Source organism: Peribacillus sp. FW305-BF15, from assembly GCF_058783805.1.
Map to the genome: position 1 here is coordinate 123,812 of NZ_JBYSYV010000013.1, position 20,052 is coordinate 143,863.

The 20,052-nt window shown below is 41.9% G+C and carries 19 protein-coding genes, 1 tRNA gene, 1 pseudogene and 1 other annotated feature; all 21 genes and pseudogenes read left to right on the forward strand.

The annotated features are described in order from the left end of the window. The first annotated feature begins 128 nt into the window (after positions 1–128). Positions 129–740 (forward strand): XTP/dITP diphosphatase, encoded by a 612-nt coding sequence (locus tag AC3WLU_RS15700; RefSeq protein ID WP_048689045.1) that lies wholly within the window; start codon positions 129–131, stop codon positions 738–740. Positions 741–742: 2 nt separating this feature from the next. Continuing rightward, positions 743–1,255 carry a metallophosphoesterase gene (locus AC3WLU_RS15705; RefSeq protein WP_057276662.1) on the forward strand — a complete coding sequence of 171 codons (513 nt, stop codon included), beginning with the start codon at positions 743–745 and terminating at the stop codon, positions 1,253–1,255. Positions 1,256–1,428: 173 nt separating this feature from the next. After that, positions 1,429–1,502 (forward strand) — tRNA-Arg (locus tag AC3WLU_RS15710). Between the two features lie 175 nt (positions 1,503–1,677). Continuing rightward, positions 1,678–1,878 carry a hypothetical protein gene (locus AC3WLU_RS15715; RefSeq protein ID WP_034308956.1) on the forward strand — a complete coding sequence of 67 codons (201 nt, stop codon included), beginning with the start codon at positions 1,678–1,680 and terminating at the stop codon, positions 1,876–1,878. Between the two features lie 1,019 nt (positions 1,879–2,897). Beyond that, complete coding sequence (locus AC3WLU_RS15720) at positions 2,898–3,653, forward strand: DUF2087 domain-containing protein (RefSeq protein ID WP_063590486.1); 756 nt, start codon at positions 2,898–2,900, stop codon at positions 3,651–3,653. An 18-nt stretch (positions 3,654–3,671) separates the two neighbouring features. After that, positions 3,672–4,034 (forward strand): GIY-YIG nuclease family protein, encoded by a 363-nt coding sequence (locus AC3WLU_RS15725; RefSeq protein ID WP_098185757.1) that lies wholly within the window; start codon positions 3,672–3,674, stop codon positions 4,032–4,034. Between the two features lie 140 nt (positions 4,035–4,174). After that, positions 4,175–4,458, forward strand: a pseudogene (locus AC3WLU_RS15730) (2TM domain-containing protein). Between the two features lie 183 nt (positions 4,459–4,641). Beyond that, a complete protein-coding gene (locus tag AC3WLU_RS15735; protein WP_164468799.1) occupies positions 4,642–4,815 on the forward strand; it encodes a hypothetical protein in 174 nt (57 codons plus the stop codon). A gap of 43 nt (positions 4,816–4,858) precedes the next feature. Then, positions 4,859–5,212: a YidH family protein gene (locus AC3WLU_RS15740; protein ID WP_034308949.1), complete on the forward strand. Its 354-nt coding sequence runs from the start codon at positions 4,859–4,861 to the stop codon at positions 5,210–5,212. Positions 5,213–5,884: 672 nt separating this feature from the next. Then, a complete protein-coding gene (locus AC3WLU_RS15745) occupies positions 5,885–6,163 on the forward strand; it encodes a GNAT family N-acetyltransferase (RefSeq protein WP_230136395.1) in 279 nt (92 codons plus the stop codon). 147 nt (positions 6,164–6,310) lie between these two features. Beyond that, a complete protein-coding gene (locus AC3WLU_RS15750; protein ID WP_492597523.1) occupies positions 6,311–6,823 on the forward strand; it encodes a M15 family metallopeptidase in 513 nt (170 codons plus the stop codon). Positions 6,824–7,103: 280 nt separating this feature from the next. Beyond that, positions 7,104–7,362 (forward strand) — a binding site (T-box leader). A 116-nt stretch (positions 7,363–7,478) separates the two neighbouring features. Next, positions 7,479–9,194, forward strand: coding sequence for an acetolactate synthase large subunit (gene ilvB, locus AC3WLU_RS15755; protein WP_053535859.1), 1,716 nt, complete (start codon positions 7,479–7,481; stop codon positions 9,192–9,194). Positions 9,195–9,197: 3 nt separating this feature from the next. After that, positions 9,198–9,710, forward strand: coding sequence for an acetolactate synthase small subunit (ilvN, locus tag AC3WLU_RS15760; RefSeq protein ID WP_034308941.1), 513 nt, complete (start codon positions 9,198–9,200; stop codon positions 9,708–9,710). 78 nt (positions 9,711–9,788) lie between these two features. Beyond that, a complete protein-coding gene (gene ilvC / locus AC3WLU_RS15765) occupies positions 9,789–10,817 on the forward strand; it encodes a ketol-acid reductoisomerase (protein ID WP_048688871.1) in 1,029 nt (342 codons plus the stop codon). Beyond that, on the forward strand, positions 10,804–12,339 hold the full coding sequence (locus tag AC3WLU_RS15770; protein ID WP_034308937.1) for a 2-isopropylmalate synthase: 1,536 nt from the start codon (positions 10,804–10,806) through the stop codon (positions 12,337–12,339). Before ilvC ends, AC3WLU_RS15770 begins: the two co-directional genes overlap by 14 nt. Positions 12,340–12,354: 15 nt before the next feature. Further along, positions 12,355–13,467, forward strand: coding sequence for a 3-isopropylmalate dehydrogenase (leuB, locus tag AC3WLU_RS15775; protein ID WP_492597524.1), 1,113 nt, complete (start codon positions 12,355–12,357; stop codon positions 13,465–13,467). Positions 13,468–13,538: 71 nt separating this feature from the next. Then, positions 13,539–14,948, forward strand: coding sequence for a 3-isopropylmalate dehydratase large subunit (gene leuC, locus AC3WLU_RS15780; RefSeq protein WP_034308934.1), 1,410 nt, complete (start codon positions 13,539–13,541; stop codon positions 14,946–14,948). A gap of 28 nt (positions 14,949–14,976) precedes the next feature. Then, the gene (gene leuD / locus AC3WLU_RS15785) at positions 14,977–15,576 is read left to right on the forward strand and encodes a 3-isopropylmalate dehydratase small subunit (RefSeq protein ID WP_034308930.1); all 600 of its coding nucleotides are present in this window, start codon (positions 14,977–14,979) and stop codon (positions 15,574–15,576) included. A gap of 156 nt (positions 15,577–15,732) precedes the next feature. Further along, the gene (locus tag AC3WLU_RS15790; RefSeq protein WP_492597525.1) at positions 15,733–16,767 is read left to right on the forward strand and encodes a tetratricopeptide repeat protein; all 1,035 of its coding nucleotides are present in this window, start codon (positions 15,733–15,735) and stop codon (positions 16,765–16,767) included. A 184-nt stretch (positions 16,768–16,951) separates the two neighbouring features. Further along, positions 16,952–18,244, forward strand: a complete 1,293-nt coding sequence (gene tig / locus AC3WLU_RS15795; RefSeq protein WP_251539747.1) for a trigger factor — start codon at positions 16,952–16,954, stop codon at positions 18,242–18,244. Between the two features lie 430 nt (positions 18,245–18,674). Continuing rightward, positions 18,675–19,943: an ATP-dependent protease ATP-binding subunit ClpX gene (gene clpX, locus AC3WLU_RS15800; RefSeq protein ID WP_101222811.1), complete on the forward strand. Its 1,269-nt coding sequence runs from the start codon at positions 18,675–18,677 to the stop codon at positions 19,941–19,943. Positions 19,944–20,052: the final 109 nt, after the last annotated feature.

Consider the following 20,052-nt stretch of genomic DNA (forward strand, 5'->3'; position numbering starts at 1 on the left):
AGGCAGAGTTGAATCCGTCCGTTGGCACTGGAGAAGAAGCGGCTTTTACATATGACGAATGACAGCAAATTCTTTCTCAGCCCCAAAAGAGCTCCGGTGCCGATAAAATGAAAAAGGGTGAAATGGAAATGAAGACAGTAATCATTGCAACGAAAAATAAAGGGAAAGCCAAGGAGTTCGAAAGCTTATTTTCTGCTAAAGGTTATGAAGTCAAAACACTTCTCGATGTACCGGATGCCCCGGATGTGGAGGAAACAGGCACGACCTTTGAAGAAAATGCGATCCTGAAGGCAGAGGCCATTGCCCATCAGCTAGGCCACTTTGTCATTGCTGATGACTCCGGATTGATTGTAGATGCATTGGAGGGCCGTCCAGGCGTTTATTCTGCCCGCTATGCTGGAGAGGCCAAGAGTGATGAAGCAAACACGGAAAAAGTCCTCCGCGAACTGGAAGGCGTGCCAAAAGAGGCTAGGACGGCGAGATTTTATTGCGCCTTGGCACTAGCGTCACCCAACCAGGAAACGATTACGGTATCGGGAACGATGGAAGGCTTGATCACGGAACAGCCCTCAGGAACGAATGGATTTGGTTATGATCCCATCTTTTTTGTAGAGGAACAGGGCAAAACAAACGCTGAATTGACAAAAGAGGAAAAAAACCAAATCAGCCACCGTGCCAACGCATTGAGGGCTCTAGATGAAAAACTTGATCTATTTCTAAAAAGGGAAGAAGGAATGTGACGATGAAAGTGCTAATAATGAGTGACAGTCATGGCTTAACTCATGAAATCAGCATGATTGCCGAGCGTCATAAACAAGAGGTCGCCGCCATGATCCATTGCGGTGATTCAGAGTTGGAAAGAAATGATCCTCACATGGCGGAGTTTTTGGCCGTTGGCGGGAATTGCGACTATGATTCGGCATATCCGGATGATATTGTGGAGAATATCTCAGGCAAGCGTTTCTTCGTTACGCATGGACACCTCTATAACATAAATATGACCTTGATGAACCTATCTTATAAAAGTGAGGAGACAGGGGCGGATATTATTTGCTTTGGTCACTCCCATGCTCCAGGTTCAGAGTGGATTGACGGCAAGCTCTTCATCAACCCGGGAAGCATACGGCAGCCGCGGGGACGAAAAGAGAAAACCTATGCCATTTTGGAGATTGGAAATGACCAACTTGAAATCATCTATTATGACCTTGAAGGAAAAATCGTTGAGGATCTAAGAAATGCTTATCAAATGGAATGACTTCATGTATAATGAACAGGAAGCGTTTTTCCCCGCTTCCTGGTTCTTAAAAAAAGAAAAAAACTTTTTTTGAAAAACCGTTGACTTCCTTTTGATATCCTACTATAATAAGAAGTGTCCTAAGGGAACAGTTAAGGTAATACATAAGTTTTACCGCAACTTATATCATAAACGTCTCAGTAGCTCAGCTGGATAGAGCAACGCCCTTCTAAGGCGTCGGTCGGGAGTTCGAATCTCTCCTGGGACACTAACTTAAAAAGCCAAAACCTTCTAAAGGTTTTGGCTTTTTTACTTTTTTGGTTGTTTAAGCTAACGAGGGTCATTTTGATTTGCATCCTTTTAACCATGAAATTTTTTATTTATATTTATCGCAGGTGGATGACCATTTATGTCGAACTTGTAATAAATAAGGAGATGTTTAAATGAATAAAGATAGATTATTCAAGTTCATTCAAACTTCCACTCGGGGCAATTTCTTCTCAGTCGAAATAACCGAAGATGGAACAGAAGTGGTCCAATTAGCCAAGGAGTTGGAAAAAGAAGGAAGAATCAAGTTGAGGGAATGTAAACGAAAAGAAAAAGGTGTTTATCTGGAAGGAATACTTAAATTTGTGCCTAGCTAATACTTAATGAGCTCTGCGAAGGATTTTTATTAGGAATTTCATAAAACATCCTTCGCCGACAAAATGGGAATCGGAGACCGAACAGTGAGGTGAGGGTTAAAAAAATTCATGAACGGTCGAATATTGTGTGGTTTAGGTCGATAAACTGCTCAGGTCTTTATGGTCTTAACTGTAATCCTCACTGGATTTAAGAAATTTGTACAGCGCTACTTCCGGATTACTGGCAGCCGAGACACCAAAAGTGCTTGCTTTAATGCGACTTGGCAGACAGTCGGTGGAAAGGGAGCGAATTTCTGAAATCAACTTCAACTTTCTCAAATAAAAAACTGTAGGCAAAAAGATTTCTATCTGAATTTTTAAACATAGTTGATTGGGTCGGGTGTGCGAGACTCCTGCGGGAATAGCAGTGCCTGGGGCAACGTTCAATTTGTACAAGCTAAAAGAACTGTAGGTAAAATCGACTTACATCGAATTTTGTCAGCAGCTGAGGCATCCATACTTGGATGTCTTTTTTTTGATCAAATTCTATTTAAGGTTTGGAGATTTTTTTTATGATTTCACGGTTTTTGATTATTGCCGTATTCAATTCTTCGACGGGTGAACTTTTTCATCAGCTTCACTCAGCTGCATCGATTGTTTTTGTATAAGTGATTCAATCGTGAGACTTTGAATTGTTCGGATACATGTTGTAATGCCATGTGCAAATCGGTGTTATGGATCGATGGGATCGACTCATTTTCCTCTTTCGATAAGATATCCTCCTCTAAAGCTTATTCACGTTTATAAAGCATATTATTGGGAAAATTCCGCTTATTACTCATGATACTAAATCGGCATAGTGCCATGGGAACCGTAAAGTGGAAGGTGAATCCCTTATCAGCTTTATGTTATAAAGCCCCTCTGACTAAGAAGGCCATAATTTGCTGGAGTTATAAAAAACAGAAAAAACATTGACATAATACAAACAAATCAATATTATGTTTATTATATTATAAACTTTATAGGGAAGTGTTTGTTTAATGAAGGACGCGGAAATGTTTTGGAGCGCATCTCAGGATGAGCTTAAACAAGGGTACATCGAAGGTGAGAATCAATATGTTTGTTTGCTGTGTGGAAATGCAGTTGAAAAGGGGATAGTATACCCGAAAGATGGAGTTCTTTATGAAGCGAAGAGGTATATGCGCATTCATATTGAACATGCGCACAGCTCGGTTTTTGAATACTTGATTGATCTCGATAAAAAACTTACAGGTCTCACCGACCATCAAAACCGTCTCCTTCGCCTTTTTTATCAAGGGAAAAATGATGCTGAGGTTCAGGAGGAAATGGGAATTGGCAGTCCTTCCACGATTCGGAACCATCGCTTTGTGTTGAAAGAGAAAGAGCGTCAGGCTAAGTTGTTTTTAGCTCTGATGGAACTTTTGAAAGATAAAGATGAACACGCGCCGGCATTTATCCCGCTTCATCAAAAAGCAAGGATGGTCGATGATCGTTATAACGTTACTGAGGATGAAAAGGTGACTGTACTGAAAAAATACTTCCCTAAAGGCAGTCAGGATGCATTAAAGTCTTTTCCGCCAAAGGAAAAACAAAGGCTGATCATTCTCCAAGAAATTATGAACCGTTTTGAAAATGAGCGGAAATACGAAGAAAAGGAAATCAATCAAATATTGGGTGCGATTTATCATGATCATGTTCTTTTGAGAAGATACTTAATAGAATATGGATTCTTGGATAGAAAGCCTGATGGGAGCCAATATTGGCTGAAGAAATGATGACTGGAGGCAAGAAAGATGGATCGTAAAAAAGAATTGAAGCAATTATATAAAGAAACAAAGGTTGAAGCAGGGATATACCAAATCAGAAATACGGTAAATAATAAAGTCTTTATCGGAAGCACCAGGAATTTAAAGACGTTGAAGGGGAAACAATTTGAATTGGAAGTCGGGACAAACACCAATAAAGTGCTGCAGAGTGAGTGGAACCAATATGGGAAAGATGCATTTTCTTTTGAGGTACTGGAGGTATTGAAGCCAAAAGAAACAGGGTTTTTTGATGCTAAACGGGAATTGAAAAAACTTGAAGAAAAGTGGATGGAAAAAATACAGCCTTACGAAGAACGGGGATACAATAGAATGAAACCCGCTGACTTATAAGTGGCCTTTAGGGATTCTCCTTGATTCCCGGCTCCCGGTTTACCTTTGATGCATTTCATTCTTATTTCTTTATGAAAAATAAGGTATTATGGAAGCAGATGGTAATATATTTAAGTGTTTATGATTAGGGGGTGGCTGAGATGGAAAATGGAGATGGATATCTAAGGGCGAAAAAAAGGTTGAAAACCTTAAGGCATTCTACATTCATATAATGGTGTATGTATTGGTGAATGTCATGTTGATTGCGATTAAGATTAACCTTTTGACGGATCCCGGTTATTGGTGGTTCCTTTATCCCCTCGGTGGGTGGGGGATTGGTGTTCTGATACATGGAATTACCATTCTTGCACAAGGAAACTTCGGGTCTGAGTGGGAAGAAAGAAAAATAAAAGAATATATGGAAAAGGATAAAAAGAACGGCTGAATTTGGGCGTGTTCAAAACAGGGGGTCATTTGTGGCTCTTTTTTTGTGGGAAAAATAATCGGTGGATCTCACTTGTTGTAAGTTTTTAAATGGTTTAAGCTAGTAATGAGGGACCTGTCTATGAAAAAGGGGGAAACCCGTGGAGGACCTTCACTAAATCATAATTAATCTTAGGAGTTGCGAATGAAAAAAATAGGATGGACCATAACGGGAATAGGGGCAATCATGGCGCTGGGGGCCTTGCTTTATCCTTTGAATGTTATTGATAAAACTCTATGTATATATTTATTGCTCGGCGGTGCAGGGCTAATGTTTGCCGGGTCAATGTTCAGGGCCTTTTCGCTCCTGAAAAGATGACTGATTTTACCATTTGATAAAAACGCTCGATTAAGGTGATGACATGGAGAAAAACCAATTGAAATATGCCCAGCAGCATCTGGCTAATGAACGCACCTTCTTGGCATGGATAAGAACGGTGATTGCAATAGTGGGAGTTGGCTTTCTTGCGACAAGCCTGCATTTTACGATTGGTGTGCATCGGGATGCCCGGATTGACTTGATCAGCATCGTGCTGGGGATGTTTGCGTGTGCATTGGGACTTGTGATTACCGTTCTGGCGACAATCGGTTATCTTCAGAAGAAACGGCAAATCAATGAAGGGACGTTCCAGTCTTCAAGTGCGCACGTAATTCTAATCGCTGTTTTTATGGTCATATTGTTATCGATGATCATTTTATATTTTGTTTTCATTTAAAACTGTCCTAACCTGATTAGGGCAGTTTTTTCAGTTTCTGCTATTATATACTTATTCTCACATCGTTACGGAAAGATTTCTTCCATTAATTTAATGCCATCAAAAAACGAAAGCTTGAAAAACACTGTATTTCAGGTTATGAAAGAATCATTCAGACTTAGACTAATTCGAAGAAAACGAGTTTGTTGTAATGTTATGGCGGTTACAATTTGGGCGTGGATTTCCGATCCAGGCACTCGCTTTCCGAGGGCGGCCTAGGTGAGCCTGCGGAGTCGAGCACCTTTCTCTACAATCAACTTCGTTATGAAAATCAGATAGAAATGATACTATAGGAGTTAGGTATTGGGTATTTTAGGTCCGTTGGTTTCGTGAGCATCATTTGATGAAAGATACGTTTTTGAACCCCTTCTGTAGACAAATTGAAATAGTTAAACATGGTGAAATTTGAAACCGGAAGGGTATAAGCGTAGGGAAAAGATCGATCAAGTTTTGTCTTTTGCCTTCCTTTTAAAATATAAACCATCATCGGTTTGTAAATAAACTTCACATGGGTAATTCCTAACTTTATAAACCTTGAAAGTACTTGCTTTATTCAATTTCAATCACGTTTTAAATATTTGTTTAATTTCCTTTTTGTGAGATATGATAAAGAGGAATGAAAAGGAGGTCATCATGATGGTGGATATCAAAAAAGGTGAAAGTTCTTTTTTTGTCGAAGAATCTGGTGAGAAACTAGCGGAAATTACATTCTTTAAATCAGGTGATGATGAGATCACGGTCGATCATACCGTTGTTTCTGACAAGCTTCGCGGGCAAAAGGTAGGAAATGCCCTAGTTGAAAAGATCATAGGATTCGCAAGGGAGGAAAACCTGAAAATTGTTCCGGTATGTTCGTTCGTTCAAAAACAATTTGAAAAAAATGCAGAATACGAGGATGTATTGGCTAAATGAACCGGAGGGCTGACTTAGGGGATGATTAATATCTCTTATGTTCAGCCTTTTTTCATTTTTTAGATAATCTTTACACCCCCAATAAAATAATGGTAAAGCCTTTCCTCCTGCAGTTATGTTCGCATTTAATATAGGGGAGGTGCTCGGATGGCCATCAAATTACAAACCCTATTGAATCACGCAAAGGAAAATATGGGAAGCGGTATGAACCCGGTCGTGAACGAGACGATACTCGAATTGGTGAAATTAGCTTATGAAGCGGGGATATTTGTTCAAATAACGGCTGGTTATCGAAGTTTCCGAGAACAACATGAACTGTATGAACGAGGCAGAACGAATAAATCCAAGCCAATCGTGACTTATGCCAAAGGGGGGCAATCCTTTCATAACTATGGCCTTGCAGTCGATTTTGTCATCCTTAGTGATGACGGCAAGCGGGCACTGTGGACAGAGGGCGAGAAGTGGACAAGGGTGGCAGCCATAGCAAAATCCCTGGGATTTGTTTGGGGAGGGGATTTTGAATTGTTCCGTGATTTTCCTCACCTTGGAATGTCAGGCGGTTTATCAACGAGAGATCTTCAAAAGGGATGGCGGCCGAATCTTATATCAAGAGTGGCGTCCGCAATCAGTGAAAATGAGGCTGAAAGGAAAAATGGATGATTCTTTTTTTAGGGATCCGATACTTGTGACTGCCATCATGTGGATGATGCGTGACATGAATCATTTAATTGGGATATCCGGTGTTTTTAAAAATTAAAAATTGAAAAAACTTTTTTTATAAAATGTGGCCATGATAGGTATGTAAGCGGATACAACGAATCTTTCAATTTAGAATTATCAAAAAATTTCAAAAAACCTGTTGACTACTACCTGAAATACACGTAAGATAATCACAAATACAAGACATCAAACATAAGCGTTTCGAAAAATATGAATAATGCGAAAAGCATTGAAGAGGATAAGTAGTCTTTTAAAAAGGCAGTCACAGAGAGCCGGGTAGCTGAGAGCCGGTATTGTCCCGAAAGATGAACTCACCTTGGAGTTTCAGCTTGAACGTCTGACTAGTAGAGCTGAACGGGTGCGTACCAGTACCCGTTACCAAAACAGAGAATAGTGTAGTCTATTCAAAGTGCGCATGGAGTTTCATGCGAAAAAGGGTGGTACCGTGGAGTGGCTCATCAAGCCTTTTCACCCCTTTAACTTGCCGAGTGCAAGTACATTTGGGGTGAAAAGGCTTTTTTGTATGCTTAAAAAGCTGAAAATTCTGAATCTTGAGAAAAAATCAATTAGGAAAGCGAAGGAGGTTTTTTACGAAATGACACAAAAGTCAGTTGTTGCTGATCGGAAAAGTGGAAAGACACATTATAGTGGTGCCGAATTTCTGCTGGAAGCATTGAAAAAGGAAAATGTTGATGTCATCTTTGGTTATCCAGGAGGTTCTGTATTGCCGATTTATGACAAACTTTACAGTTCAGAACTTTTTCATATTTTGACAAGGCACGAACAAGGTGCGATTCATGCAGCGGAAGGATACGCCAGGATTACCGGCAAGCCGGGGGTGGTCATCGTCACATCCGGTCCAGGGGCAACGAACATCGTCACTGGTTTGGCCGATGCAATGATCGACTCTTTACCGCTAGTTGTAATTTCAGGTCAGGTAGCTACCAGTGTAATCGGCTCGGATGCTTTCCAGGAAGCGGATGTACTGGGGATTACTACCCCGATCACAAAACATAACTATCAGGTAAGGAAGCCGGAAGACCTTCCGCGCATCATAAAAGAAGCGTTTTATATCGCTTCCAGCGGCCGGCCCGGTCCAGTATTGATCGATATACCTAAGGACATGGCCATTTTGGAAGGTGTATCGACGGATGAGGAGCCAGAAATGAATCTCCCTGGCTATCAGCCGACGACCAAGCCGAATTACTTACAGATCAGAAAGCTTGTTGAAGCCGTAAGCGGGGCGAAAAGACCGGTCATTCTTGCAGGGGCAGGTGTCCTGCATGCAAAGGCCTCCCATCTATTAAAGGAATATGTCGAGCAGCAAGGCATCCCCGTTGTCCACACTTTATTGGGTCTTGGGGGCTTTCCGGCAGAACATCCACTCTTTATCGGAATGGGTGGCATGCATGGCTGCTATGCAGCAAACATGGCGTTAGCGAAATGTGATCTATTAATCAATATCGGTGCAAGGTTCGATGATCGATTGACTGGGAATCTAGCGAAATTCGCACAGCACGCAACGGTTGCCCATATCGATATTGATCCAGCCGAAATCGGTAAAAATGTTCCGACAAAAATTCCAGTTGTCGGAAGTGCTAAAGAAGCACTCTCGGAATTGATTGCGCAAAATGGCAAGAAACCGGAAATTGATGAATGGACAACACAGCTTACTGCATGGAATGAAGAGTTCCCATTGCGCTATACCCATGAAGAAGGCGTATTGAAACCTCAGCGGGTCATCCAGATGCTTCATGAAAAAACGAATGGGGAGGCCATTGTTACGACCGATGTTGGACAGCATCAAATGTGGGCAGCACAGTACTATCCATTTAACAAACCGAATTCATGGGTCACTTCCGGTGGATTGGGGACGATGGGCTTTGGCTTACCTTCGGCTCTCGGAGCGCAGCTGGCGAATCCGAAAGCGACGGTGCTTTCCATATCGGGGGATGGTGGATTCCAGATGTGCCTGCAGGAACTCTCGGTGATTGCCGAAATGAATCTGCCAATCAAAATCATCATCGTCAATAACGGTGCACTAGGGATGGTAAGACAGTGGCAGGAACTCTTTCATGATAACCGTTTTTCACACAGTATTTTTCAATCGCATCCGGATTTCGTGAAATTGGCCGATGCCTATGGAATTCCGGGATATAAGGTGACGACGGAGGAAGAAGCAAGCAACTGCCTGGATGTAGCGTTAAAGACTGATGGTCCAGTGTTGATTGATTTCCGGGTAAAACAAAACGAAAATGTCTTTCCGATGGTAGCACAAGGAAAAGGGCTAGATGAAATGGAAGGAGTTTAATCAATGAAGGGAATTCTTAGCCTCACCGTGAACAACCGGCCAGGCGTCCTTAATCGGATTACGAACCTGTTCACGAAAAGAAATTATAACATTGAAGGCATGACTGTCGGACCTTCCGAACAGGATGGCATTTCAAGGATGACCTTTGTGGTCGATGTCGATGACGAAACTGTCATTGAACAGATCACCAAGCAGCTGAATAAGCAGATCGATGTTTTGAAAGTATATGATATTACGAATCAATCGATTGTGGCGAGGGAACTTGCACTCATTAAAATATTGGTGACTACACAAACCCGAGCCGAGATTTATTCAGTCATCGAACCCTTCCGAGCTTCAGTTATTGATGTCAGTAAAGATAGCGTGACCGTCCAAATCACAGGGGAATCGGATAAAATCGAAGCTTTCATTGAACTGATCAAGCCATATGGCATCAAGGAATTGGCAAGGACAGGGACTGCCGCCATCCCGCGTGGAATGCAAATTGCACACGCTAAGAGTGCGACAATCGTATAAAACAAAAACAAAAACAAAAACAAAAACAAAAACAAAAACAAAAACAAAAACAATGATGAAAAGGGAGATGTAATTATTATGGCAAAAGTATATTATAACGCAGAAGCAAACGAGAATTTCTTCAACAATAAAAAGGTAGCGGTAATCGGATATGGTTCACAAGGACACGCACACGCTCAAAACTTACGTGACAGCGGTGTAGATGTAATCATCGGAATCAGGAAAGGTAAATCCTTCGATAAAGCGGTGGAAGACGGCTTTAATGTTTACACAGTGAAGGAAGCAGCTGAACAGGCAGACGTGATCATGAACCTATTACCGGATGAAACTCAGCCGAAAGTATACCAAGAAGAAATCAAACCGGTATTGCGTGCAGGTCAAGCGTTAATGTTCGCACACGGATTCAACGTACATTTCAATCAAATCGTTCCTCCGGCAGACGTAGATGTTTTATTAGTCGCTCCTAAAGGTCCGGGACATCTTGTTCGCCGTACATATGAACAAGGGGCAGGGGTGCCGGCATTGTTCGCCATTTATCAAAATGTTACGGGTGAAGCAAGAGAATTGGCACTTGCGTACGCTCGGGGAATCGGTTCTTTAAGAGCTGGCGGTTTGGAAACCACTTTCCAGGAAGAAACGGAAACGGATCTATTTGGAGAGCAAGCTGTACTTTGCGGCGGATTGACTGCCCTTGTGAAAGCTGGATTCGAAACCTTGACAGAAGCTGGATATCAACCGGAAGTAGCATATTTCGAGTGTTTGCATGAACTTAAGTTAATCATCGACCTTATGTATGAAGGCGGTATGGAAAACATGCGCTATTCCATCTCTGACACAGCTCAATGGGGAGATTTCGTTTCTGGACCACGCGTTGTGACGGAAACTACGAAAGAGGCAATGAAAGCGATCTTGAAAGACATCCAAGACGGTGAGTTCGCTAAAGGATGGATCTTGGAAAACCAAGCGAATCGTCCAGTCTTCAATGCGATCAATAATCGTGAAAACCAACATCAAATCGAAGTGGTTGGCCGTGAATTAAGAAAAATGATGCCATTCGTAAAACCTCAACAAAAAGAGAAAGAAGTGGTAGCCGTTGCGAAAAATTAATATATTTGAAACCACACTTCGTGATGGGGAGCAATCCGCCGGTGTAAATTTAAATTTTACCGAAAAACTTGAAATTGCTTATCAGCTTGAAAGATTGGGTGTTGATATAATCGAAGCCGGTTTTCCGGCAGCATCCAAAGGGGATTTCAACTCCGTACAGGAAATCGCGCGCAAAATCAAAAACAGCTCTGTCACAGGGCTGGCGCGTGCTGTAAAAGGAGATATCGATGCAGCTTGGGATTCATTAAGGGGCGGCGCAGAACCAAGATTGCATACGTTCATCGCCACTTCGCCCATTCATCGTGAATATAAGTTGAAAATGTCTAAGCAGCAAGTGATTGAAAGGTCGGTTGAAATGGTTAAGTACGGAGCAGCGCGTTTTCCGATCGTACAATGGTCTGCAGAAGATGCAAGCCGCACGGAACTTGACTATTTGGCTGAAATCGTTGAAGCGGTCATTCAGGCTGGTGCCAAGGTCATTAACATCCCGGATACAGTAGGGTATGCAGCTCCAATCGAATATGGCAACATTTTCAGATACCTTCGTGAACATGTTCCTTCTATTGAAAAAGTTAGTTTATCTGCACACTGTCATGACGATCTTGGAATGGCGACGGCCAATTCATTGGCGGCCATCGAAGGCGGGGCTACGCAAGTCGAAGGCACAATCAACGGAATTGGTGAACGTGCCGGAAACGTGGCACTTGAAGAAGTGGCCATGGCACTCTACATCCGTAAAGATTTCTATCAAGCGGAAACGGGTCTTGTATTGAATGAAATTAAAAGGACCAGTGATTTGGTCAGCCGCCTTACGGGAATGCAAGTTCCTGCTAATAAAGCCATTATTGGTGCCAATGCTTACGCACATGAATCAGGCATTCACCAGGATGGCGTGTTAAAAGAAAAAACGACATATGAAATCATATCACCTGAACTCGTCGGGGTTTCGTCCAATTCACTCGTTTTAGGAAAGCATTCAGGACGCCATGCTTTCAAAGAAAGATTACAAGAGTTGAATTTTACGGTGACGGATGAGGAAATGAACTCATTATTCGTCCAGTTCAAGGAATTGGCCGATAATAAAAAGACCATGACGGATGAAGATATCGTTGCGCTGGTGCTTGAAGAGAAAGCGACGGATATCAGTTTCTATGACATGATTTCCTTACAGATTTCACATGGCACCCATCAGACGGCGACTGCAACGGTCACACTGAAAAAAGGCGATAATGAAGAGATTCAGGAAGCGGCTACAGGTGCAGGAAGTGTAGAAGCCCTATATAACACGCTTGAAAGATGTTTGGGCAAAGAGATCAACTTGCTGGACTATCGAATTCAATCGGTGGGGGGCGGAATGGATGCCCTCGCACAGGTTTTTGTGAAAATTGATTATAACGGTGTGGAAACAAGCGGCAGGGGTCTTGATCAGGACGTCTTGGAAGCATCCGCCAAAGCGTATTTGAACGCTGTTAACCGTGTGATCATCATGAAGGAACTGGAAGAAAAAGCAGTATTACAATAGGAAGGGGAGATTTCGATGAAAAGGAATATTGCGGTGCTTCAAGGAGATGGCATCGGGAAAGAAGTAACAAGAGGCGCTGTAGAAATCCTCGAAGCCGTTGCCCAAAGATATGGACACGATTTTGAATTTCAATATGGTGAGATTGGCGGAGGGGCCATCGATAGCACAGGTTCACCCCTGCCGGATGAAACAGTGGAGATTTGTAAAAACAGCGATGCGGTATTATTAGGGGCCGTTGGAGGACCTAAGTGGGATGACCAGCCTGCGCACCTAAGACCGGAACGAGGTTTGTTGAAAATCCGAAAAGATTTGAATCTTTATGCTAACATCCGTCCAATCAGCTATTATTCCAGCTTGTCGGAATCTTCTCCTCTTAAGAAGGAATTCATTGAAGATGTGGATTTCGTGATTGTCAGGGAACTAACTGGCGGCCTTTATTTCGGAAAGCCAAGTGAGCGCGTTGAAAAAGAAGGGAAAGAAGCGGTCGTCGATACACTTTTCTATCAGAAAAGCGAAATGAAGCGCATCATCGAACTTGCTTTTTCATTAGCAGCGGAGCGCAAGAAAAAAGTAACTTCCGTGGATAAAGCGAATGTTCTTGAATCCAGCAGGATGTGGCGTGAGACGGCTGAAGAAATTGCCAAGGACTATCCGGATGTAATCCTTGAACATATGCTTGTTGATAATGCAGCCATGCAATTGATCAAAAACCCGAAACAATTTGATATTATCGTGACGGAGAATATGTTCGGCGATATTTTAAGCGATGAAGCGTCGGTATTGACTGGCTCGCTTGGAATGCTTCCTTCCGCCTCCATATCAACTAATGGTCCTAATCTATATGAACCGATTCATGGCTCTGCCCCGGATATCGCAGGCAAAAACCTGGCTAATCCGATTGGGACGATTTTATCGGCGGCTTCCATGCTGCGTCTATCCTTTGGTTTGGAAGATGAGGCGAAAGCAGTTGAACAGGCGGTGGAAACGGTCCTTGAATATGGCTTGAGAACAGGCGATATCGCAAATGGCCAACCGACAATTACGTCTACCTCTGAGATGATTGCAGAAATAAAAGCAAACCTTTTAGACCAGGAAGCCATTTCCAACATCATGGGAGCTTATGCATAAACTTCTTTCACGGCCTAACATTAGGCCGTGTTTTTTAAAAAAAATACAAGATTGATCGAGGTGGGATAGTGATGGGTAAGTCGATAATAGAGAAAATATGGGATCGCCATATTGTAAATGAAGAGGAGAATAAACCGGATTTAATTTATATAGACCTACAATATATTCATGAAGTGACCTCTCCGCAAGCATTTGAAGGATTGAGATTAAAAGGACGGAAAGTCAGGAGACCCGATCGTACTTTCGCGACAATGGATCATAATGTGCCAACCGTTAATCGCTATTTCATCGAGGATGATATTGCAAGGAAACAACTAGAGGCGCTTGAGCAAAACTGTAAGGAGTTCGGTATCCGCCTTGCTGATTTAGACAGTCCGGATCAAGGTATCGTTCACGTTATCGGGCCTGAATTAGGGCTTACACAGCCAGGGATGACGATTGTCTGCGGAGACAGTCATACTTCCACGCATGGTGCGTTTGGCTCGATTGCATTTGGAATCGGTACGAGTGAGGTCGAGCATGTTTTGGCCACACAAACCCTATGGCAAACAAAACCCAAAACATTGAAGCTTGAGGTCAATGGCAAGCTTGGTCATGGCGTGATGGCGAAAGATGTCATTTTATATGTAATTTCCAAATTCGGCGTCGATTTCGGTACGGGACATATCATTGAGTATTGCGGGGAAGTTTTCCGGGATATGTCAATGGAAGAAAGAATGACGGTCTGCAATATGTCGATTGAAGGCGGGGCAAGAGCAGGGCTGGTAGCTCCTGATGAAACAACGTTCTCTTATTTGAAAGGCCGTAAATATTTGCCGAAAGGAGAAGAGTTCGAGCAATGTGTTCAGGACTGGAAGTCACTTTCCAGTGATGAGGATGCTGTTTATGACCAAGAAATCATTCTTGATGGCAGCCTGATTTCACCAATGGTCAGCTGGGGGACAAATCCTGGAATGGCTAGTGGCGTGGACGGAAAAGTACCTACCCTCGCAGAGGATATCATGGATCCTAAGGAACTGAATCGAGCCATTGAGTATATGGGCCTTGAGGAAGGGATGCCGATCACGGAAATTCCCGTACAACATGTATTCATAGGATCGTGTACCAATTCACGCATTGAGGACTTAAGGCAAGCCGCAGGAATGATCGATGGCCAAACTGTTCAAAAAGGGGTTCGGGCGATGGTCGTTCCCGGTTCACAAAGCGTCAAAAGGCAAGCGGAAGATGAAGGGTTGGATGAAATTTTCAAATCTGCTGGCTTCGAATGGCGCGAATCGGGCTGCAGCATGTGCCTGAGCATGAACCCTGACGTGGTTCCGGCCGGCGAGCATTGTGCCTCCACAAGCAATCGGAACTTCGAAGGCAGGCAAGGAGCTGGGGCAAGAACACACCTGGTTAGTCCGGCTATGGCTGCCGCGGCCGCCATTCATGGGAAATTTGTCGATATTAGGAATTTGAAAAGAACTGAACAAGTCCAATAAGAATACGAATTAACCGGAGGTGCAGAAAATGGAACCCATTACTATATATAAAGGAAGAGCGGCGGCACTTGACCGTAAAAACGTGGATACGGACCAAATCATTCCAAAGCAATTTTTAAAAAGGATTGAGCGAAGCGGATTTGGCGAATTTTTATTCTATAACTGGCGTTTTGATGAAACCGGGAAGAAACGTCCTGATTTTGAATTGAATCAGCCCCATAATCAAAACACGTCCATATTAATAGCAGGTGAAAATTTTGGCTGCGGTTCGTCCCGTGAGCATGCCCCTTGGTCTTTGAAAGACTACGGGTTCGATATCATCATCGCTCCGTCTTATGCTGATATCTTTAAAAGTAATTGCATGAAAAATGGCATGGTCCCCATCGCTTTGACCCAGACTGAAGTAAACTATTTAATGGAGAGAGTGTCAGCACCTGATTATGAGCTGACTATCGACCTTCCCAATCAGACATTGAAAGATGGTCAAGGGTTTGAAACGAGCTTTGAAATTCATCCATATTGGAAAGAAATGCTCGTCAAAGGCTGGGATGAAATTTCGATAACGCTTCAATATGATAAAGAGATTTCTGCCTATGAATCTCAAAAAAAGGCTGTATCGAGTATTTAATAGAAAAAAGTCATTTCCCGTTATCCTTTCTTATTTGAAAGGATACGGGATTTTTTTTATCGGGAAAGAAGGTATCCGCCCATATAAATTTTTGTGTTTCCAGCTATTACATGCTAAACTGTTTCTCAAAAAGCGAACGGTGAGGCGGAAAATAGGATGGATGATGAGAACAACCAAAAGAAGGCCGGAGAAACAAAGATTATCGCCTTTCCAAATCTCGGTGAGAGGCTGATTGTAAAAGGACTGGATGAGCTTGGTAACAGGAACTTTAAAGCGGCTGCACAGCTTTTCAGCCAAGCCAGGGAGTATGAGCCCGAAAATGATGAAGTTTGCATGGGACTGGTGGTCTCACTAGTTGAACTTGAGTATTACCAGGAGGCAAAAGAGTTGTGTATAGAGATGCTGAATAAAGGCATCGGCGACTATTTTCAACTGATCAATATTTATTTGATGGTACTGCTGCAATTAGGCGAGCATCAGGAAATGGTCACGACGATCGAACTGTTATTTGAAGAAAACCAAATTCCCTTCGATAAAGAGGAACATTTCGAAAAGATGCTTCAGTTCAGTAAAAGGGCTATTGAGGATAAAAAAGAAGAGAAAGAAAGGCAAAATCAACAGCTTTCAGAGGAAATGCAGGAGGATGAACTTTTTGAAGGGAAAACGGATAATGAAATGCTTATGGTCATTTCAAAACTCACGAATATCAATATTCGACCATTTATCCCTCAAATCGAAGAATTTCTCCAAAAAGATGAGGGACATCCTTTTTTCAAAACGATGCTCCTTAACATCCTTATCGACCAGGAGTATAACAAGGAAATGACGGTGAGGAAATTCAATCAATCGAAGTCGGTCATCCCAAGGGAATTGAAAAGTTTGAAGGAGACGGACTTCTATAAGATGGTGACCGGACTGGCCGAAGAGGAAATCAGTCAGGATAATCCGAGCTTATATGAAATGGTCCATAGTTTGATTGAACGTCATTCTTTTTTATTGTTTCCTTTTGAACCAGGACCTGAAAGCTTGCCTGCATGGGCAGCTGCCTACCATGCCTTGGCGGAAGAGTACATGACCGGAGAAGTTTCCGTGAGGGACTTAGCGGACCTTTACCAGGCAGATGAGGAAAGCGTTGTGGATATTCTTTCCTATATAAAAGAAATTGAAGAAATTTCTTATCCTATTATTTAAGCTATTGCTGTTGTAACAGATTAATCCTGTGGTATAATGTAGTGGTTGTAATGTATAATTCGTCTAATTTTGACGATTTCCCCATTATTTTGGGGGTATATTTGAAGGATGACTTGTTAACACTTGCAAAGCATAATCATCCAATGCTTATTATTGAAGTATATAGATTTTTGGAGGGAAACACATGTCTGTAAAATGGGAAAAACAAGAAGGTAATCAAGGCGTACTAACAATTGAAGTTGACGCTGCAAAAGTAAACGAAGGTTTAGACGCAGCTTTCAAAAAAGTAGTGAAACAAGTAAATGTACCTGGCTTCCGTAAAGGTAAAATGCCACGTCAAATGTTCGAAAAAAAATTCGGCGTAGAATCACTTTACCAAGATGCGCTTGATATCATTCTTCCAGATGCTTACGCAAATGCTGTCGAAGAAGCTGGAATTCAGCCTGTAGATCGTCCGGAAATCGACATCGAGAAAATGGAAAAAGGCGAAAACCTTATCTTCACTGCAACTGTAACAGTTAAGCCTGAAGTTAAATTGGGAGATTACAAAGGTGTTGAAGTTGAAAAATTCAATACTGAAGTAACTGACGAAGATGTTGAAAACGAATTGAAAACTTTACAAGAGCGTCAAGCTGAACTTGTCGTTAAAGAAGAAGGACAAGTCGCTGAAGGCGATACGGTTGTTCTTGACTTTGAAGGATTCGTTGACGGTGAAGCATTCGAAGGCGGAGCTTCAGAAAACCATTCATTGGAAATCGGTTCAAACTCTTTCATTCCAGGATTCGAAGAGCAACTTGTCGGTCTTGAAACGGGCGCTGAAAAAGATATCGAAGTTTCATTCCCTGAAGAATACCATGCTGCTGAACTTGCAGGTAAACCAGCAGTATTCAAAGTGAAAATTCACGAAATCAAAACAAAACAACTTCCTGAGTTGGATGATGAGTTCGCGAAAGATGTCGACGACGAAGTGGAAACTTTGGCTGAACTTAAAGAAAAAACAAAACATAAATTAGAGCATGACAAAAAACATGAAGAAGAAAACTTCATCCAAAACACTGTAATTGGTAAAGCTGTTGAAGGTGCAGAAATCGACGTTCCTGAAGCAATGATTTCAAACGAAGTTGACCGCATGATGAATGAGTTCTCTCAACGCATCCAATCTCAAGGTCTTAATTTGGAACTTTACTACCAATTCTCAGGTCAAGACGAAGAAGCTTTAAAAGCTCAAATGAAAGAAGAAGCTGAAGGTCAAGTTCGTACGAGCCTTACTCTTGAAGCAATCGCAGAAGTTGAAAAACTTGAAGCGACTGACGAAGATGTAGAAGCTGAACTTGCACAAATGGCTACTATGTACAATATGGAAGTTGACGCGATCAAACAAGCTCTTGGAAACTTAGAAGGAATCAAAGGCGATCTTAAAATTAAGAAAGCAATTGACTTCTTGGTAGAAAACAGCAAAACAGTTGACGCAAAATAATTTTTATAAATAAGTAGATTTAAATATTTCCTTTAAAAAAACAAGGCGCGAGTAATCGTGCCTTGTTTTATACATATTGAGAATTAGTGTAAATTTTAAATATCGGTTAATTCCTGATTGATTTTTTTTGGATTTCGGTGTAGATTAGTTCTAATACCGCATATACATATTTATACAGCAAATCCTGCTTTTAAAAATCCGAAGTTTTGGGCATGCTGGTAAAGGGCAAATACATATTGATTGATTATTGTACTTATTTAACAACTCGGACCGTGAGCATTTTTGTTACTAAACTTCCAAGAACATGATAAAATGCAAAACATACTAGGGATTTTGGAATGTTTAAGCAGATGTGTGCCTAGTTTTTTTCTTTACGATTAGGTACCGCTATGTAATAGAGTTGGAAGAGTATTTAAAGGGGTGAACGTACATGTTTAAATTTAATGATGAAAAAGGACAGTTAAAATGTTCTTTTTGCGGTAAAACACAAGAACAAGTCCGTAAACTGGTTGCTGGTCCAGGTGTCTATATTTGTGACGAGTGTATAGAACTTTGTACGGAGATCGTCGAGGAAGAGCTGGGAACTGATGAAGAAGTAGAATTCAGAGATGTTCCTAAACCTATGGAAATCCGCGAAATTCTTGACGAATATGTGATTGGACAAGAACAGGCAAAGAAATCTTTGGCTGTAGCTGTTTATAACCATTATAAACGTATCAATTCCAATAGCAAAGTCGACGATGTTGAGCTTTCTAAAAGTAACATCGCCCTAATCGGACCGACGGGAAGCGGGAAAACCCTTCTTGCGCAAACATTGGCACGTTTACTCAATGTTCCTTTTGCCATTGCTGATGCCACTTCCTTGACGGAAGCTGGATATGTTGGGGAAGATGTTGAAAACATCCTTCTCAAATTAATCCAAGCAGCTGATTATGATGTGGAAAAAGCGGAAAAAGGCATCATTTATATTGATGAAATCGATAAAGTTGCCCGTAAATCGGAAAATCCTTCCATTACACGTGACGTGTCTGGTGAAGGTGTGCAACAAGCTTTATTGAAAATTCTTGAAGGAACGGTTGCAAGCGTTCCGCCTCAAGGTGGACGTAAACATCCACATCAGGAATTCATCCAAATTGATACGACCAATATTTTGTTCATCTGCGGCGGTGCCTTTGACGGCATCGAACCGATCATCAAACGCCGTCTTGGGCAAAAAGTCATTGGTTTTGGCTCTGACGTGAAAAAGGATGATGTTGCAGAAAAAGAATTGCTTTCCAAAGTTCTTCCTGAAGACTTGCTTCGTTTCGGATTAATTCCGGAATTCATCGGACGTCTTCCGGTAATTGCGACTCTTGAGCAATTGGATGAAGCGGCTTTGATTGAAATCCTTACAAAGCCGAAAAATGCCCTTGTTAAACAATATCAAAAATTACTTGAGCTTGACGATGTTGAATTGGAATTCGAACAAGAAGCGTTAAGTGAAATTGCTAAAAAGGCAATTGAACGCAAAACTGGTGCACGTGGTCTGCGCTCCATCATCGAAGGCATCATCCTTGAAGTGATGTTCGATCTGCCTTCACGTGATGATGTTGCAAAATGTGTAATTACAGGCAGCACGATTTCGAAAAATGAATCTCCAAAGCTCGTCCTTAAAGACGGTACAACCATAAAAGGACAAGAAAAGAAAACATCTGCTTGATTTATAAGGAAAAGAAAGACTGCCAGTTAATGTGAACTGCCCCGTAAATGTTAGACACCAAACTAACATTTACGGGGTGTTTTTTATGGCTAATTTTTCTGCCGAACAG

Coding starts and splice junctions, on each gene's coding strand:
- AC3WLU_RS15700 (WP_048689045.1), top strand. CDS start 129: ATGAAGACAGTAATCATTGCAACGAAAAATAAAGGGAAAGCCAAGGAG.
- AC3WLU_RS15705 (WP_057276662.1), top strand. CDS start 743: ATGAAAGTGCTAATAATGAGTGACAGTCATGGCTTAACTCATGAAATC.
- AC3WLU_RS15715 (WP_034308956.1), top strand. CDS start 1,678: ATGAATAAAGATAGATTATTCAAGTTCATTCAAACTTCCACTCGGGGC.
- AC3WLU_RS15720 (WP_063590486.1), top strand. CDS start 2,898: ATGAAGGACGCGGAAATGTTTTGGAGCGCATCTCAGGATGAGCTTAAA.
- AC3WLU_RS15725 (WP_098185757.1), top strand. CDS start 3,672: ATGGATCGTAAAAAAGAATTGAAGCAATTATATAAAGAAACAAAGGTT.
- AC3WLU_RS15735 (WP_164468799.1), top strand. CDS start 4,642: ATGAAAAAAATAGGATGGACCATAACGGGAATAGGGGCAATCATGGCG.
- AC3WLU_RS15740 (WP_034308949.1), top strand. CDS start 4,859: ATGGAGAAAAACCAATTGAAATATGCCCAGCAGCATCTGGCTAATGAA.
- AC3WLU_RS15745 (WP_230136395.1), top strand. CDS start 5,885: ATGATGGTGGATATCAAAAAAGGTGAAAGTTCTTTTTTTGTCGAAGAA.
- AC3WLU_RS15750 (WP_492597523.1), top strand. CDS start 6,311: ATGGCCATCAAATTACAAACCCTATTGAATCACGCAAAGGAAAATATG.
- ilvB (WP_053535859.1), top strand. CDS start 7,479: ATGACACAAAAGTCAGTTGTTGCTGATCGGAAAAGTGGAAAGACACAT.
- ilvN (WP_034308941.1), top strand. CDS start 9,198: ATGAAGGGAATTCTTAGCCTCACCGTGAACAACCGGCCAGGCGTCCTT.
- ilvC (WP_048688871.1), top strand. CDS start 9,789: ATGGCAAAAGTATATTATAACGCAGAAGCAAACGAGAATTTCTTCAAC.
- leuB (WP_492597524.1), top strand. CDS start 12,355: ATGAAAAGGAATATTGCGGTGCTTCAAGGAGATGGCATCGGGAAAGAA.
- leuC (WP_034308934.1), top strand. CDS start 13,539: ATGGGTAAGTCGATAATAGAGAAAATATGGGATCGCCATATTGTAAAT.
- leuD (WP_034308930.1), top strand. CDS start 14,977: ATGGAACCCATTACTATATATAAAGGAAGAGCGGCGGCACTTGACCGT.
- AC3WLU_RS15790 (WP_492597525.1), top strand. CDS start 15,733: ATGGATGATGAGAACAACCAAAAGAAGGCCGGAGAAACAAAGATTATC.
- tig (WP_251539747.1), top strand. CDS start 16,952: ATGTCTGTAAAATGGGAAAAACAAGAAGGTAATCAAGGCGTACTAACA.
- clpX (WP_101222811.1), top strand. CDS start 18,675: ATGTTTAAATTTAATGATGAAAAAGGACAGTTAAAATGTTCTTTTTGC.